At 53.6% G+C, this 16,977-nt stretch carries 15 protein-coding genes; 11 read left to right on the forward strand and 4 right to left on the reverse strand.

What is annotated here, in order from left to right; translation table 11 throughout:
• Window positions 1-22: 22 nt before the first annotated feature.
• Both pta and ackA read right to left on the reverse strand, forming a co-directional pair.
• Window positions 23-2,164 carry a phosphate acetyltransferase gene (gene pta / locus JT31_RS19070; protein WP_038483321.1) on the reverse strand — a complete coding sequence of 714 codons (2,142 nt, stop codon included), beginning with the start codon at window positions 2,162-2,164 and terminating at the stop codon, window positions 23-25.
• Window positions 2,165-2,249: 85 nt separating this feature from the next.
• The gene (ackA, locus tag JT31_RS19075) at window positions 2,250-3,452 is read right to left on the reverse strand and encodes an acetate kinase (protein WP_038480838.1); all 1,203 of its coding nucleotides are present in this window, start codon (window positions 3,450-3,452) and stop codon (window positions 2,250-2,252) included.
• 60 nt (window positions 3,453-3,512) lie between these two features.
• Between ackA and JT31_RS23895 the strand changes: the two genes are divergently transcribed.
• The 5 genes from JT31_RS23895 (at window position 3,513) to JT31_RS19095 (ending at window position 7,433) form a co-directional block, all read left to right on the forward strand.
• Window positions 3,513-3,686, forward strand: a complete 174-nt coding sequence (locus tag JT31_RS23895) for a hypothetical protein (protein ID WP_158399826.1) — start codon at window positions 3,513-3,515, stop codon at window positions 3,684-3,686.
• 103 nt (window positions 3,687-3,789) lie between these two features.
• On the forward strand, window positions 3,790-4,245 hold the full coding sequence (gene yfbV / locus JT31_RS19080) for a terminus macrodomain insulation protein YfbV (RefSeq protein WP_038480841.1): 456 nt from the start codon (window positions 3,790-3,792) through the stop codon (window positions 4,243-4,245).
• Between the two features lie 95 nt (window positions 4,246-4,340).
• Entirely contained in the window at window positions 4,341-4,835 is a 495-nt protein-coding gene (locus JT31_RS19085; RefSeq protein WP_038480843.1) for a YfbU family protein, read from the forward strand.
• The gene (locus JT31_RS19090; protein WP_218167136.1) at window positions 4,813-5,508 is read left to right on the forward strand and encodes a sugar phosphatase; all 696 of its coding nucleotides are present in this window, start codon (window positions 4,813-4,815) and stop codon (window positions 5,506-5,508) included. Before JT31_RS19085 ends, JT31_RS19090 begins: the two co-directional genes overlap by 23 nt.
• A 92-nt stretch (window positions 5,509-5,600) precedes the next feature.
• Entirely contained in the window at window positions 5,601-7,433 is a 1,833-nt protein-coding gene (locus JT31_RS19095) for an SLC13 family permease (protein WP_038480849.1), read from the forward strand.
• Window positions 7,434-7,515: 82 nt separating this feature from the next.
• Here the strand turns inward: JT31_RS19095 and yfbR are convergent, their stop codons facing one another.
• Window positions 7,516-8,115, reverse strand: coding sequence for a 5'-deoxynucleotidase (gene yfbR, locus JT31_RS19100; RefSeq protein WP_038480852.1), 600 nt, complete (start codon window positions 8,113-8,115; stop codon window positions 7,516-7,518).
• Window positions 8,116-8,191: 76 nt separating this feature from the next.
• Complete coding sequence (gene alaA / locus JT31_RS19105; protein WP_038480855.1) at window positions 8,192-9,406, reverse strand: alanine transaminase AlaA; 1,215 nt, start codon at window positions 9,404-9,406, stop codon at window positions 8,192-8,194.
• 1,001 nt (window positions 9,407-10,407) lie between these two features.
• Between alaA and lrhA the strand changes: the two genes are divergently transcribed.
• The 6 genes from lrhA to nuoF all read left to right on the forward strand — a co-directional run bounded on the left by lrhA (window position 10,408) and on the right by nuoF (window position 16,855).
• Window positions 10,408-11,343 (forward strand): transcriptional regulator LrhA, encoded by a 936-nt coding sequence (gene lrhA / locus JT31_RS19110; RefSeq protein ID WP_038480858.1) that lies wholly within the window; start codon window positions 10,408-10,410, stop codon window positions 11,341-11,343.
• A 631-nt stretch (window positions 11,344-11,974) separates the two neighbouring features.
• The gene (gene nuoA / locus JT31_RS19115) at window positions 11,975-12,421 is read left to right on the forward strand and encodes an NADH-quinone oxidoreductase subunit NuoA (RefSeq protein ID WP_038480861.1); all 447 of its coding nucleotides are present in this window, start codon (window positions 11,975-11,977) and stop codon (window positions 12,419-12,421) included.
• Window positions 12,422-12,436: 15 nt separating this feature from the next.
• The gene (gene nuoB, locus JT31_RS19120; RefSeq protein ID WP_008459774.1) at window positions 12,437-13,111 is read left to right on the forward strand and encodes an NADH-quinone oxidoreductase subunit NuoB; all 675 of its coding nucleotides are present in this window, start codon (window positions 12,437-12,439) and stop codon (window positions 13,109-13,111) included.
• A gap of 86 nt (window positions 13,112-13,197) precedes the next feature.
• Window positions 13,198-15,009: an NADH-quinone oxidoreductase subunit C/D gene (gene nuoC / locus JT31_RS19125; protein WP_144244065.1), complete on the forward strand. Its 1,812-nt coding sequence runs from the start codon at window positions 13,198-13,200 to the stop codon at window positions 15,007-15,009.
• A 2-nt stretch (window positions 15,010-15,011) separates the two neighbouring features.
• Complete coding sequence (gene nuoE / locus JT31_RS19130; protein WP_008459776.1) at window positions 15,012-15,512, forward strand: NADH-quinone oxidoreductase subunit NuoE; 501 nt, start codon at window positions 15,012-15,014, stop codon at window positions 15,510-15,512.
• Window positions 15,509-16,855: an NADH-quinone oxidoreductase subunit NuoF gene (gene nuoF, locus JT31_RS19135; RefSeq protein ID WP_038480868.1), complete on the forward strand. Its 1,347-nt coding sequence runs from the start codon at window positions 15,509-15,511 to the stop codon at window positions 16,853-16,855. The genes nuoE and nuoF overlap by 4 nt, the downstream gene beginning before the upstream one ends.
• The last annotated feature ends 122 nt before the right edge of the window (window positions 16,856-16,977 follow it).

Raw genomic sequence — 16,977 nt, forward strand, 5'->3', positions numbered from 1 at the left:
GCCTTTTTACGTCTCAGCTGGCTTACTCTTGCTGAGCGGACTGAATCGCGGTCAGAGCGATGGTGTAGACGATATCGTCAACCAGCGCGCCACGGGACAGGTCGTTAACCGGCTTGCGCATACCCTGCAGCATTGGCCCGATGGAGATCAGGTCTGCAGAACGCTGTACCGCTTTATAGGTGGTGTTACCGGTGTTCAGGTCAGGGAAGATGAACACGGTCGCACGGCCCGCAACAGGGGAGTTTGGTGCCTTAGACTTAGCCACGTCAGCCATTACCGCAGCGTCATACTGCAGTGGGCCGTCGATGACCAGATCGGGGCGTTTTTCCTGAGCGATACGGGTAGCTTCACGCACTTTCTCAACGTCGCTACCTGCGCCGGAGTTACCGGTGGAGTAGGAGAGCATTGCAACGCGTGGGTCGATACCGAAAGCGGCAGCGGAGTCAGCGGACTGAATCGCGATTTCTGCCAGCTGTTCTGCGGTTGGATCCGGGTTAATCGCACAGTCGCCGTAAACGTAAACCTGTTCAGGCAGCAGCATGAAGAACACGGAAGACACCAGAGAACTGCCTGGTGCAGTTTTGATCAGCTGCAGCGGCGGACGGATGGTGTTCGCGGTGGTGTGAACCGCACCGGAAACCAGGCCGTCAACTTCGTCCTGCTCGAGCATCAGGGTGCCCAGCACAACGTTGTCTTCCAGCTGTTCGCGGGCAACGGCTTCGGTCATGCCCTTGCTCTTACGCAGCTCAACCAGGCGGGCAACGTAGCTTTCGCGAACCACTTCTGGATCGACGATTTCGATGCCTGCGCCCAGCTCAACGCCCTGCGCCGCAGCAACACGGGTGATTTCATCCGGGTTACCCAGCAGCACACAGGTCGCGATACCACGTTCAGCACAGATAGCCGCTGCTTTAACGGTACGCGGCTCGTCGCCTTCCGGCAGCACAACGCGTTTACCGGCTTTACGAGCCAGTTCGGTCAGCTGGTAACGGAACGCTGGAGGAGACAGACGACGGCTGCGCTCGGAGGTCGCGGTCAGGGATTCGATCCAGTTCGCATCGATGTGGCTGGCCACATATTCCTGCACTTTTTCGATACGCTGATGGTCGTCGGTTGGGACTTCCAGGTTGAAGCTCTGCAGGCTCAGAGAGGTCTGCCAGGTGTTGGTGTCAACCATGAACAGCGGCAGGCCGGTAGCGAAAGCACGCTCGCACAGCTTGCTGATGCGTGGGTCCATTTCGTAACCGCCGGTCAGCAGGATGGCGCCAATTTCAACGCCGTTCATTGCAGCCAGGCAGGCGGCAACCAGCACGTCCGGGCGATCTGCGGAGGTGACCAGCAGAGAACCAGGGCGGAAGTGTTCCAGCATGTGCGGAATGCTGCGCGCACAGAAAGTCACGGACTTCACGCGGCGAGTATTGATGTCACCTTCGTTAATGACGGTCGCGTTCAGGTGGCGAGCCATATCGATGGCGCGGGTAGCAATCAGTTCGAAGCTCCACGGCACGCAGCCCAGAACCGGCAGCGGGCTGTCGGCAAACAGCTGCTTAGGATCGATGTTAGCGATGCTCGCTTTGCTGGAGTCGTCGAAGATCTCGGACAGGTCCGGACGGGTACGACCCTGCTCATCAACCGGGGCGTTCAGTTTGTTAATGATAACGCCGGTGATGTTGGTGTTTTTGCTGCCGCCGAAGCTGCTGCTGGTCAGTTCGATACGCTCTTTCAGCTGCTCCGGAGAGTCATTGCCCAGAGACATTACGAAGACGATTTCCGCATTCAGGGTTTTGGCGATTTCATAGTTCAGCGCCTGAGCAAACTGGTGTTTGCGGGTCGGCACCAGGCCTTCAACCAGAACGACTTCAGCATCTTTGCTGCTGGCGTGGTAGTTGGCGATGATCTCTTCCATCAGCACGTCCTGCTGATTGCTGGACAGCAGGGACTCTACGTGGCCCATGTTCAGCGGCTCGGCGGCCGGGATGGTGGAGTTAGCGCGGATGATGCTGGTGGTCTGGTCCGGGCTATCGCCACCGGTACGCGGCTGGGCGATAGGTTTGAAGACGCTCAGACGAACGCCTTTTTGTTCCATAGCACGGATAACGCCAAGGCTTACGCTGGTAAGGCCGACGCTGGTTCCGGTAGGGATCAGCATAATAGTACGGGACACGGTATAACCTCTTTCGTTTTCGCGAGCAGGGATGCTCACTCGACTCAGAAAACAACACCGCCAGCTAAGGCTGGCGGTGAGGGAATCAGGCGGTCAGGCGGGATGCATCCTGAGCGATGACCAGCTCTTCGTTGGTGGTGATAACCACCGCCGGGCGGGTGCCTTCCTTGTTGATGAAGCCAGACTTGCCGAAACGTGCAGCCAGGTTGCGCTCGTGATCAACTTCGAAGCCCAGTACGCCCAGTTTGCCCAGGGACAGTTCACGTACCATGGCGGCGTTTTCACCGATACCACCGGTGAAGACAACGGCGTCCAGACGACCTTCCATCAGCGCGGTGTAGGAGCCGATGTATTTCGCCAGACGGTGGCAGTAAACGTCCATTGCACGTTTAGCGTCTTCTTTCGTTGCGTAGTTGTCTTCAACGTAGCGGCAGTCGCTGGTGACTTCGGTCAGACCCAGCAGGCCGGACTCTTTGGTCAGCATTTTGTTGATGTCTTCCACGCTCATGCCCAGGGCATCGTGCAGGTGGAAGATAATAGCCGGGTCGATGTCGCCGGAGCGGGTACCCATGACCAGACCTTCCAGCGGGGTCAGACCCATGGAGGTATCAACGCATTTACCGTTACGGATTGCAGAAACGGAACCGCCGTTGCCCAGGTGGCAGGTGATGATGTTCAGTTCATCAACCGGCTTGTTCAGCATTTTTGCGGCTTCCTGAGTCACGTAGAAGTGGCTGGTGCCGTGTGCGCCGTAGCGACGAACGCCGTGCTCTTTGTACAGTTTGTACGGCAGAGCGTAGAGGAAAGATTCTTCCGGCATGGTCTGATGGAACGCGGTGTCGAACACGGCAACGTTTTTATCAGCCAGGTTAGGGAAGGATTTCAGGGCTTCAGCGATACCGATCAGGTGTGCAGGGTTATGCAGCGGTGCAAAAGAGGCAGAATCTTTGATACCCTGAATCACGGAATCATCGATAACAACGGAGCTGGTGTATTTTTCACCGCCGTGTACGATACGGTGACCAATTGCGGTCAGCTGAGCGGACAATTCTGGTTTTTCTGCCAGAATCTTATTAACGATGAAGTTAAGAGCTTCGCTGTGAGCGGCACCTGCGCCCAGAGCCGCTTCTTGTTTAGCGCCGTCCAGTTTCCATTTGATGCGGGCTTCAGGAAGATGGAAACACTCTGCTAAACCAGAAAGGTACTCTTCACCGTTTACGGCATCGATAATTGCGAATTTAAGTGATGAGCTACCGCAGTTCAGAACCAGTACTAGCTTACTCGACATGGAAGTACCTATTTTTGATACGTGGCTAAAAAAACGTCAGTTAGTCTATCAGCGTAGCGCATGATGACGCTGACATTTATGATTAACGTCATGCCAGAAGCGTTTTTCGGCATGGCGAATAAAATTACTCAGAGTTTACGCCATATTCCCGAAGCTGCAGGTCACGGCGATGTAAAAGAATGTTTGACAGCATGTGGTTTCCCCACTACGGCCATCAAGGCCGGCACAGGGTAGCAGATAGAGGCTCGTAAAGACAAAATTTTTTGAACGATGTCATTGAGAGTTGCTGAGTTGCAAAATTATTTTATTTTTTATATGTAGAGTTGAGGTATGAGCCATGTCGACACCCCAGAATAGCCATGTTAGCTGGTTTAGCCTGTTCGGACGTGGGCAGCACTACTCGAAGACCTGGCCGCTGGATAAGCGCCTGTCACCGGTATTTATCGAAAATCGTGTGATTCGTGCCACCCGGTACGCCATACGTTTTATGCCGCCGCTGGCGGTGTTTACGCTGACCTGGCAAATCGCGCTGGGCGGCCAGCTTGGCCCCGCGGTGGCCACGGCACTTTTTGCCTGTAGCCTGCCAATGCAGGGACTGTGGTGGCTCGGCAAGCGCTCGGTCACGCCGTTACCGCCTTCGACCTTACAATGGTTTTATGAAGTTCGTATGAAACTGCAGGAAGCAGGTCAGGCGCTGGCCCCGGTTGAAGGCAAGCCGGACTACCAGGCGCTGGCAGACGTGCTCAAGCGCGCGTTCAAACAGCTGGATAAAACTTTCCTGGATGATTTGTAATTACCCTACGGTTGCGCATATAAAGGAAGGCATACTTTCTTACAGGTTATCTTCGTCATAACCTGGATTTTTCCATGCACCAAAGGAGTCAGGAAATGGAAATGACTAACGCGCAACGTCTGATTTTATCCAACCAGTATAAGATGATGACGATGATGGACCCGGATAACGCCGAGCGCTATCGTCGCCTGCAAACCATCATCGAACGCGGCTATGGTCTGCAAATGCGCGAGCTGGATCGCGAGTTTGGCGAGCTGAAGGAAGAAACCTGCCGCATCGTTATCGACATCATGGAGATGTATCACGCGCTGCACGTTTCCTGGACCAACCTGAAAGACAGCCAGGACATCGACGAACGTCGCGTCACCTTTATGGGCTTTGATGCCGCCACCGAAGCCCGCTTCCTGGGCTATGTTCGCTTTATGGTGAACATTGAAGGCCGCTATACCCATTTTGATGCCGGCACCCACGGCTTTAACGCCCAAACCCCAATGTGGGACAAATACCAACGAATGCTGAAGGTGTGGCATGCCTGCCCGCGTCAGTATCACTTAAGCGCCAACGAGATTGCGCAGATTATTAACGCCTGAGGAGAGACGCGTAGTGAAGTGTAAAGGTTTCTTGTTTGATTTGGATGGTACGCTGGTTGACTCCCTTCCTGCCGTCGAGCGCGCGTGGGTAAACTGGGCAAAGCGTTTTAATATTTCCCCGGAAGAAGTCTTGGGCTTCATCCACGGCAAGCAGGCGATTACCTCACTGCGCCATTTTATGGCCGGTGCCTCCGAGGAAGAAATTCAGCAGGAGTTCCTGCGCCTCGAGAAGCTGGAGTCTGAAGATACCGACGGTATCGTTGCCTTGCCTGGGGCTGCGGAGCTTTTGGCTCACCTTAACGAAGCCGGTATTCCATGGGCTATCGTCACTTCAGGTTCTGTGCCGGTAGCGTCCGCTCGTCGCCTGGCGGGTGGCCTGCCCGAGCCGGAAGTCTTTGTGACGGCCGAGCGAGTGGCGCGCGGGAAACCTGAACCTGACGCCTATTTGCTCGGTGCTCAGCTGCTTGGGCTCGAGCCGGAAGAGTGCGTAGTCGTTGAAGATGCGCCCGCCGGCGTGCTTTCCGGACTTGCTGCTGGCTGCCACGTGATTGCGGTTAACGCCCCGGCGGATACGCCACGGCTTGAACACGTGGACTATGTCCTCGCCTCCCTTAGCGAGCTGCTGGTCCAGAAATCGCCGGACGGCACGGTCGAAGTGTTAAGAAAACACTAATCCCATGATTTAACCCCGCATTTGCGGGGTTTTTTTTATGGCATTCTCATCTACATTCAATTCACCAATAATCAGCCATTCAGGGACTCGTTTTGAATTCGGAACTCATTTGGGTGTTGTCGTTGCTGGGGGTTGCTGTCCTGCTGTTCGCTACCGGAAAGATGCGTATGGACGCGGTGGCTCTGTTGGTGATTGTCGCTTTTGTCCTCAGCGGGACGTTAAGCCTTAGCGAGGCCTTTTCAGGGTTCAGCGATCCCAACGTTATCCTGATTGCCGCGCTGTTCATTATTGGTGACGGGCTGGTGCGTACCGGCGTCGCAACCAAAATGGGCAGCTGGCTGGTGGACGTGGCGGGCAGCAGCGAAACCAAAATGCTGATCCTGCTGATGGTGACGGTAGCCGGATTGGGTGCCTTTATGAGTTCTACCGGCGTGGTGGCCATTTTTATTCCGGTGGTTATCAGCGTTTCAATGCGCATGAAAATTTCCCCCTCCAGATTGATGATGCCGCTTAGTTTCGCCGGGCTTATCAGCGGCATGATGACCATCGTCGCCACGCCGCCTAATCTGGTTATCAATAGTGAGCTGCTGCGCGAAGGGCTGGAAGGCTTCCAGTTCTTTAGCGTGACGCCGATTGGCCTGGCGGTATTGGTGCTTGGCATCCTTTATATGCTGGTGGTGCGTTTTGCGCTTAAAGGGCAGGGCGATGAGGCGGGAAAAGAGAGCTGGAAGCGCCGTTCTTTCCGCGACTTGATTAAAGAATATCGCCTGACCGGGCGGGCGCGACGGCTGGCTATTCGCCCCGGTTCGCCGATGGTCGGCCACCGGCTGGATGATTTGAAGCTGCGTGAGCGCTACGGGGCTAACGTTATCGGCCTTGAACGGTGGCGCAAGTTCCGCCGCGTTATCGTTAATGTGACCGGCGTGACCGAGTTCCGCGCGCGTGACGTTCTACTGATCGATATGTCCGCCTCGGACGTTGATTTACGTGAGTTTTGCAGCGAACAAATGCTCGAGCCGATGGTGCTGCGCGGCGAGTATTTCTCGGATCAGGCGTTGGATGTGGGCATGGCTGAAGTATCGCTTTTACCCGAATCGGAACTGACCGGGCAGACTTTGCGAGAAATCGCCTTCCGAACCCGCTACGGTCTCAACGTTGTTGGCCTGCGACGAGACGGTAAGGCAATGGAAGGGCTGCTGGTGGATGAGCCCATTCAACTGGGGGATATTATTCTGGTCGTCGGCGACTGGAAGCTGATTAACCAGCTTTCACAGCAAAATCGTGATTTCCTGGTGCTCAATCTGCCGGTGGAAGAGCGGGATGCTTCTCCGGCACACAGCCAGGCGCCGCACGCAATTTTCTGCCTGGCGCTAATGGTCGCGCTCATGCTGACCGACGAGATACCCAACCCTATTGCCGCGATTATCGCCTGCATGCTGATGGGCAAGTTCCGCTGTATTGATATGGAAAGCGCCTATAAGGCGATTCACTGGCCGAGCATTATTCTGATTGTCGGGATGATGCCTTTTGCGCTGGCGTTGCAGAAAACCGGCGGGGTGGATTTAATCGTTCATGGGCTGATGGAGTTCGGTGGCGGATATGGGCCTTACATCATGCTGGTTTGCCTGTTTGTGATGTGTGCAACCATCGGGTTGTTTATCTCCAATACCGCGACGGCGGTACTGATGGCACCTATCGCCCTGGCTGCCGCTAAATCGATGGGCGTTTCACCTTATCCGTTCGCGATGATTGTGGCGATGGCTGCCTCTGCGGCGTTTATGACGCCCGTATCATCGCCTGTGAACACGCTGGTGCTGGGGCCAGGGAACTATAAATTTAGCGACTTCGTTAAGCTCGGCGTGCCGTTTACCGTCATTGTGATGATCGTGAGCGTAGTGATGGTGCCGATGCTGTTTCCGTTCTGATACTTACTCTCACACGGCCTTCTCCCTGTAAGGGAGAAGGGGAAAACATTATCCTGATTTCGCTTCGGCAGAGGGGAAGTGTTTAAAGCGGTGAATCCTGGCTTATCTCATCCAGCGAAAGCTGGAAACTTGGCACAAAGACCTGCATGAAGTAGTCCATTTCCGGGCTGTGGCGGTCGGCCAGCGTTTTTTCCAGACGGCTTTTCGCCAGCAGGAATTCGTTATTGCCTGCCGACAGCTCTTCCAGACATTTCAGGTAAGCGCATAACGCATCTGCCTGTTTCACCAGCGCTTTCTCTTCTTCGCTGTAGCTGTGCTCATCTATCAGCGGAGCCCAGATGTCGCGCAGCTCTTCCGGCACCATGTCAATCAGCTTCTGCTGGGCAATCTTTTCAATGGCTTTGTATTCATGCGCGATTTGCGAATTGAAATATTTTACCGGCGTGGGCAAATCCCCGGTCAGCACTTCGCTGGCGTCGTGGTACATCGCCAGAAGCGCGATTCTCTCCGCGTTAACGTTGCCGTTAAACTTGCGATTCTTGATGGCGGCGAGCGCGTGGGCAACCATGGCGACCTGCAGGCTGTGTTCGGACACATTTTCGGTGCGGACGTTGCGCATCAGCGGCCAGCGGTTGATCAGTTTCAGGCGGGAGAGGTGGGCAAAGAAATGGCTCTGACTCATGACGTTCTCGCGGTTACAACTCGGTGGCGTCATTGTGAGGGGAGAAGGGGGACATTGCAAATGTCCCCCGACGGGCTTACTGGTGGTAATGGCCGAGGAAACGCCCAAGTTTGGCAATCGACATTTCTAAGTCGTCAACGCGCGGCAGCGTAACAATACGCACGTGATCCGGCCACGGCCAGTTAAAGGCTGTACCCTGAACCAGCAGAACTTTTTCCTGCAGCAGGAAGTCCAGCACCATCTTCTGGTCGTCATGAATATTGAAGCGCTTCGCGTCAATTTTCGGGAACATATACAGCGCGCCGCGAGGCTTAACGCAGGAGACGCCGGGGATCTCGTTGATCAATTCCCAGGCGCGGTTGCGCTGTTCGTACAGGCGGCCGCCGGGTACGATAAATTCGCTGATGCTCTGGTAGCCTCCCAGCGCGGTTTGAATCGCGTGTTGGGCAGGAACGTTGGCGCACAGGCGCATGGAGGCCAGCATTTCCAGACCTTCAATATAGCCTTTAGCGTGTTTTTTCGGCCCGTTAAGCACCATCCAGCCTTGACGGAAACCGGCAACGCGGTAGGTTTTTGACAGGCCGTTAAAGGTAATCGTCAGCAGATCCGGGGCCAGCGCGGCAATGGAGTGATGCTCGGCGTCGTCATAAAGAATTTTGTCGTAAATCTCATCGGCAAAGATGATGAGATTGTGTTGACGGGCAATCTCAACAATCTCTAAAAGCAGCTCTTTAGAGTAAACGGCCCCGGTAGGGTTGTTCGGGTTGATAATCACGATGCCGCGCGTGCGGGGCGTGATTTTTGCGCGGATATCGTCGAGGTCCGGGAACCAGTCGGACTCTTCATCGCAAAGGTAGTGCACCGCTTTGCCGCTAGAGAGTGAGACGGCGGCGGTCCAGAGAGGATAGTCCGGTGCCGGAACCAGCATTTCATCGCCGCTGTTGAGCAGCGCCTGCATGGACTGAACGATCAGTTCAGAAACGCCGTTACCAATATAGATATCTTCCGTGGTGACATCCCGCATCCCACGCGCCTGATAGTGCTGCATAATGGCTTTACGGGCGGAAAACAGCCCTTTGGAGTCGCAATATCCCTGAGCGGTAGGAAGATTGCGGATCACATCAACAAGGATTTCATCCGGCGCTTCAAAACCAAACGGCGCGGGGTTCCCTATGTTGAGCTTAAGCACTTTATTGCCTTCTTCTTCAAGGCGTTTTGCCTCTTTGAGAACCGGGCCACGGATGTCATAACAGACATTATCAAGTTTGCTGGATTTTTCGATGGGGGACATGAAGCTTCGACCTTTGTTGTTAATTTCGCGTCCTGCCGTGGAAGCGCACCGTCACAATGTACTCCTGCTGCAGCGAGATTTGAAGGTTGGAGCCAGAAGAAATGCAATTTATCTTTACAGCACAATGTATAAGCGATATGGCATTTTATAAAAATAGAAAAACAAAATAACTTATAATTTGATTTTTATTAGCATTATTAACTGCCTTGTTCTTTTTGAATGATGCTATTCACTGCCTCTGGCGCTTTCCTGAGTGAGAGGTGCTGCTGGCGTAAGACGGTTGTCGACAAACATAAGGAAAAATTAATATTCATGGCTGAAACATTAAGAGATTAATGACAGGTTAGTTAAAGAGATGTATATCAAAAGGCTGGCTGGTGTAATAGATAAATACCTGGGCAATTATTAAGGGTCTTTTATTATAGCTTGTGGGTGACTTCAAAAAACGTTGTGAATAATCAACAAGAGGGGAACCACAAAAAGAGAATGAGATCAGATAATCAGCAATAAGTGTTATAAAACATAGTGTTTTAATGTAAGATAGACTACGAAAAATGGTAGGTTTTTGATGCCGATGAGGCACGTCAGTCCTGTGTCTTAGCCGGCGTTGTTAAATATTACTATTATTATTCAACTGGTTGTGTGGTCAGGCCGGTTTATGCCTCCCGTCGTGTTTCAACCCGTTAAATAATCATATAAAAGCTTATTAAAAGTCGTTTCTTGAACCTGATTTACAATTATTACCCAGTTTTAAAATACTGAACTGGTACGATGAGTCGGTGATTTGTATCTTATCCTGACCTGAATAATATCCCATTGGGTCATGTTTCAGATAATTGAGCATGTCCGGGAATAAAAAAATAACAAACAGAAGCGCCGCTAACGTATGGCGGCCAGGACTACCGGAGACATTCGGTAAAAGGAATTGCTTTATCTCTTTGATAAATCATAGCAATACAACCAGGGCAGACTCGAAAGAGCAACCTATTAGTGAATAAATTATGATTAACGCAAATCGTCCGATACTGAACCTCGACCTCGATCTGCTGAGGACATTCGTTGCGGTCGCCGATCTCAATACCTTTGCCGCGGCTGCGGCTGCGGTGTGCCGCACTCAATCCGCTGTAAGCCAACAAATGCAGCGCCTTGAGCAATTAGTCGGGAAAGAGCTTTTTGCACGACATGGCCGTAATAAACTGCTAACCGAGCACGGTATTCAACTGCTGGGTTACGCGCGTAAAATCCTTCGCTTCAATGATGAAGCCTGCTCTTCGCTGATGTTTAACAACCTGCAGGGGTCGTTAACGCTCGGCGCGTCCGATGAAACGGCGGATACCATTTTGCCGTTCCTGTTAAACCGCATCAGCTCGGTGTATCCGAAGCTGGCGCTGGACGTGAGGGTAAAGCGCAATCCGTTCATGATCGAAATGCTTAATCAGCATGAGGTCGATCTGGTGGTGACGACGTCCAATCCTTCTAACTTCGACTCGGTTGTGCTGCGAACTTCGCCAACGCTTTGGTACTGTGCAGCCGATTACGTTTTCCAGAGTGGGGAATCTTTGCCTCTGGTGATGTTGGACGATCCGAGCCCGTACCGCGATATGATGATAGAGCATCTTGATGCCAGCCAGACGCCGTGGCGCATTTCATATGTTGCTTCCACGCTGGCGGCCGTACGTGCGGCAGTGAAAGCCGGGCTGGGCGTTACGGCAAGGCCTGTGGAAATGATGAGTCCTGAGCTTCGCGTTCTGGGGGCTTCAGAAGGGCTGCCGGTGCTTCCTGAAACCCAATATCTGCTGTGTAAAAACCCGGAAAGCGGCAATGAGCTGGCGCAGGCTATTTTCAGTGCGCTTGCGACGCCGACGAATCCATACCGGTTTGCGGCAGTGGGAAGTGAAGGCGACGATACGCTGCTGGTAGAAGGGGATTTTGAGTAGCCCCAGGTCGTTTAGTTAGTAACAAAATATTAAATGTAGAAAATGGGTCATTGGTGGTTTTTTTTGCGCCAATGGCCCATTTTTTATGCCTGATTTTTGCTATAGCACACAGCTCTTCATATTATCTAATAAATTCAATGTATTAGTGAATTTCTGAATTTTGCGTATTTTATGTACAAAAACTTCGCGCAAAGGCCAGGTAATGTTAAAAAACGCATAACAATGTTGCTTCTTTTTGAAGTGGATTAACAAAAGCGTGTCTCAGATCAAGAAAATACTCCCTCTTGGGGGGAGGAATAGTTGAGATTTCCTGCCAAAATATAGGGGCTGTTTATTTTTTCACACGGAACGGACACGATTCACCCTCATCAAAATCTGGTCTTTACGCGAGTGCTGATGAGTTTTAACGCATTAAATGTTAATGAATTGCTGCCGGTGTAAATTAATGTGTGGATACTTTTGTTAAAGTTGACAAAAGGTTATAGAAAGGAGTAAAAAACCCCATCAATTGGCTGCCTAAGCATTATTTCCGGTAGTTATTGTACGGTTGATTGTTCCTCCCCATGAATCGATGTGGCGTTCATCTGCCAACAAGAGCAGAGACTTTGGCGCCACTTTTGATGAGTAAGCAATGAGTATGTCAACATCCACTGAAGTTATCGCTCATCACTGGGCGTTCGCTGTCTTTCTTATTGTCGCCGTTGGCCTGTGCTGTCTGATGCTTGTCGGGGGCTGGTTCCTTGGCGGAAGAGCTAAGGCACGGCACAAAAACACCCCCTTCGAGTCGGGTATCGACTCCGTTGGTACGGCACGTCTTCGTCTCTCCGCCAAGTTTTACCTGGTCGCCATGTTCTTCGTTATCTTTGACGTGGAAGCCTTGTATCTCTACGCGTGGTCAACTTCTATCCGTGAAAGCGGCTGGATTGGCTTCGTCGAGGCCGCAATTTTCATTTTAGTGTTACTGGCTGGTCTGGTTTATCTGGTGCGCATCGGTGCGCTGGATTGGACTCCTGCGCGTTCGCGTCGTGAGAAAATGAACCCGGAAACCGACAGTCTCACTAACCGTCATACGCAGTAACAGCGAGGCAATAAGATGGACTATACGCTCACCCGCATAGACCCCAACGGTGAGAATGACCGTTATCCCCTGCAAAAGCAGGAGATCGTAACCGATCCCCTCGAACAAGAGATTAACCGCAGCGTTTACATGGGCAAGCTTGAGCATGCCATGCACGATGTGGTGAACTGGGGTCGTAAAAACTCAATCTGGCCATACAACTTTGGCCTTTCCTGCTGCTACGTAGAGATGGTGACGTCGTTTACCGCTGTGCATGACGTGGCGCGTTTCGGTGCAGAAGTTTTACGTGCTTCTCCTCGTCAGGCTGACCTGATGGTGGTGGCCGGTACCTGCTTCACCAAAATGGCTCCGGTAATCCAGCGCCTTTACGATCAGATGCTCGAACCTAAATGGGTTATTTCCATGGGTGCCTGCGCGAACTCTGGCGGCATGTACGACATCTATTCTGTTGTTCAGGGCGTCGACAAATTTATCCCGGTTGATGTTTACATTCCTGGCTGTCCACCGCGCCCGGAAGCTTACATGCAGGCGCTGATGCTGTTGCAGGAATCGATCGGTAAAGAGCGTCGCCCGCTATCGTGGGTTGTTGGCGATCAGGGTGTTTACCGCGCCAACATGCAGTCCGAGCGCGAGCGTAAGCGCGGCGAACGTATTGCCGTCACTAACCTGCGGACGCCAGACGAGATTTAATTAGCGCCTGCGGTCAGTGAGCGTCTTTGTATATCAATACTATAAAAGCAAAGGCACTGAACGCAGTCACCACAGAACCATTTGCAATGGTGAGAACTATGACCGATTTAACCGCGCAAGACGCCGCTATGCCAGCCTGGCAGACAAGGGATCACCTGGATGATCCGGTCATTGGCGAATTGCGTAACCGTTTTGGGCCGGATGCCTTCACCGTTCAGCCAACCCGCACCGGGGTACCCGTAGTCTGGGTTAAGCGCGAACAGTTACTGGAAGTGGTCGATTTCCTTAAGAAATCACCAAAACCCTACGTTATGCTGTTCGACCTGCATGGCATGGATGAGCGTCTACGCACACACCGCAACGGTTTACCGGCTGCGGATTTTTCCGTTTTCTACCACCTGATGTCCATTGAACGCAATCGCGACATCATGCTCAAGGTGGCGTTATCTGAAAACGATCTGAACCTGCCGACGCTGACGAAAATCTTCCCGAACGCCAACTGGTACGAGCGTGAAACATGGGAGATGTTTGGCATCACCTTCAACGGCCACCCGCACCTGACGCGCATCATGATGCCGCCGACCTGGGAAGGCCACCCGCTGCGTAAAGACTACCCGGCGCGCGCCACCGAATTCGATCCGTTTATCCTGACTAAACAGAAAGAAGATCTGGAAATGGAAGCGCTGACCTTCAAGCCTGAAGAGTGGGGCATGAAGCGCAGCAGCGAGCATGAAGACTTCATGTTCCTGAACCTGGGGCCAAACCACCCCTCCGCACACGGTGCTTTCCGTATCATCCTGCAGCTGGACGGCGAAGAGATCGTCGACTGCGTGCCGGATATCGGCTACCACCACCGTGGCGCAGAGAAAATGGGTGAGCGTCAGTCCTGGCACAGCTACATTCCGTATACCGACCGTATCGAATACCTCGGCGGCTGCGTCAACGAAATGCCTTACGTGCTGGCGGTAGAAAAGCTGGCCGGCATTGTGGTGCCGGAACGCGTTGAAGTTATCCGCGTTATGCTCTCCGAGCTTTTCCGCATCAACAGCCACCTGCTGTACATCTCTACCTTTATTCAGGACGTCGGCGCCATGACCCCGGTGTTCTTCGCCTTTACCGATCGTCAGAAAATCTACGATCTGGTGGAAGCGATTACCGGTTTCCGTATGCACCCGGCCTGGTTCCGTATCGGCGGCGTTGCACACGACCTGCCGAAGGGCTGGGAGCGTCTGCTGAAAGAGTTCCTCGAGTGGATGCCGAAGCGCCTGGATTCCTATGAGAAAGCCGCGCTGCGCAACACCATTCTGAAGGGCCGTTCTCAGGGCGTTGCTGCCTATACCGCGAAAGAAGCGCTGGAGTGGGGCACCACCGGTGCTGGCCTGCGTGCCACCGGTATCGACTTCGACGTGCGTAAGGCTCGTCCTTACTCTGGCTACCAGAACTTCGACTTCGAAGTGCCGGTCGGCGGCGGCATCAGCGACTGCTACACCCGCGTCATGCTGAAAGTTGAAGAGCTTCGCCAGAGCCTGCGCATCCTTGAGCAGTGCCTGAAAAATATGCCAGCCGGCCCGTTCAAAGCGGATCACCCGCTGACCACGCCGCCGCCGAAAGAGCGCACGCTGCAGCATATCGAAACCCTGATCACTCACTTCCTGCAGGTTTCGTGGGGCCCGGTTATGCCAGCCAACGAATCCTTCCAGATGATTGAGGCAACGAAAGGGATTAACAGTTACTACCTGACCAGTGACGCTAGCACCATGAGCTACCGTACCCGTATTCGTACCCCGAGCTTTGCGCACCTGCAGCAAATTCCGGCGGCGATCCGAGGCAGCCTGGTTTCTGACCTGATTGTCTATCTGGGTAGTATCGATTTTGTAATGTCTGATGTGGATCGCTAACTATGCACGATAACCAACAAAACCAGGCTGAGGCTTTTGAGCTGAGTGCGGCAGAGCGTGAGGCGATTGAGCACGAAAAACACCATTACGAAGATGCCCGTGCGGCCTCTATCGAAGCGCTGAAAATCGTTCAGAAACAGCGCGGTTGGGTGCCGGATGGTGCTATTTACGCTATCGCTGACGTGCTGGGTATTCCGGCAAGCGACGTAGAAGGCGTGGCGACATTCTATAGCCAAATCTTCCGCCAGCCGGTGGGCCGTCACGTGATTCGCTACTGCGACAGCGTGGTGTGCCATATCACCGGCTACCAGGGTATTCAGTCGGCGATTGAAGCCAAACTGAACATCAAACCGGGCCAGACCACGTTTGACGGTCGCTTCACCCTGCTGCCAACCTGCTGTCTGGGCAACTGCGACAAGGGGCCGACCATGATGATTGATGAGGACACTCACAGCCATCTGACGCCGGAAGCCATCCCTGACTTGCTGGAGCAGTATAAATGAAGACGATTATTCGTACTGCCGAAACGCATCCGCTGACCTGGCGTCTGCGTGATGACAAACAGCCTGTCTGGCTCGACGAATACCGCAGCAAAAACGGCTATGAAGGCGCGCGTAAGGCGCTGACCGCCATGGCACCGGATGAAATCGTTAATGCGGTAAAAGACGCCGGCCTGAAAGGGCGCGGCGGCGCGGGCTTTTCCACCGGTTTGAAGTGGAGCCTGATGCCAAAAGACGAGTCCATGAACATCCGTTACCTGCTGTGTAACGCCGATGAAATGGAGCCGGGCACCTATAAAGACCGCCTGCTGATGGAGCAACTGCCGCACCTGCTGGTGGAAGGCATGCTGATCTCCGCCTTTGCGCTTAAGGCTTACCGTGGCTACATCTTCCTGCGCGGTGAGTACATTGAAGCGGCCGTTCATTTGCGCCGCGCAATCGCTGAAGCCACCGAAGCGGGCCTGCTTGGCAAAAACATTCTGGGTTCCGGGTTCGACTTCGAGCTTATCGTGCACACCGGGGCAGGGCGTTATATCTGCGGTGAAGAAACTGCGCTGATTAACTCCCTCGAAGGTCGCCGTGCGAACCCTCGTTCTAAGCCACCGTTCCCGGCATCAAGCGGCGTATGGGGTAAACCGACCTGTGTAAACAACGTCGAAACCCTGTGTAACGTGCCTGCGATTCTGGCTAACGGCGTTGAGTGGTACCAGGGCATTGGTGGCGGCATGAGTAAAGATGCCGGTACCAAGCTGATGGGCTTCTCCGGCCGCGTTAAAAACCCTGGCGTCTGGGAATTACCTTTCGGGACAACCGCCCGCGAGATCCTGGAAGAATACGCCGGCGGCATGCGTGATGGCCTGAAGTTTAAAGCCTGGCAGCCGGGTGGCGCGGGGACAGACTTCCTGACGGAAGCGCACCTCGATCTGCCGATGGAGTTTGAAAGTATTGGTAAAGCAGGCAGCCGTCTCGGTACGGCGCTGGCAATGGCGGTTGACCATGAAATCGGTATGGTGCCGCTGGTGCGTAACCTGGAAGAGTTCTTTGCCCGTGAATCCTGCGGCTGGTGTACACCGTGCCGCGATGGTCTGCCGTGGAGCGTAAAAATTCTGCGCGCGCTGGAGCGTGGCGAAGGGCAGCCGGGGGATATCGAAACCCTCGAGCAGCTGTGCCGCCACCTGGGACCGGGTAAAACCTTCTGTGCCCACGCGCCGGGTGCCGTAGAGCCATTGCAGAGTGCGATTAAATATTTCCGCGACGAATTCGAAGCAGGCATTGCCAAACAGGATTACGGGAATCTGCGTGCCATTAATGGCATTCAGCCGAACCTGTTAAAAACGCGCTGGTGATATCGCCCCCCACCCCGGCCCTCTCCCCTAAGGGGCGAGGGAGAAAGCGAAATCGGGTGAGGGTGCATTGCACAAGAATTTTTGATTAACGCCTGAAGTTATTCAGGCCAACTGGAAGCATG

Origin of the sequence: Cedecea neteri, assembly GCF_000757825.1 — a bacterium.
GTDB lineage: Bacteria > Pseudomonadota > Gammaproteobacteria > Enterobacterales > Enterobacteriaceae > Cedecea > Cedecea selenatireducens.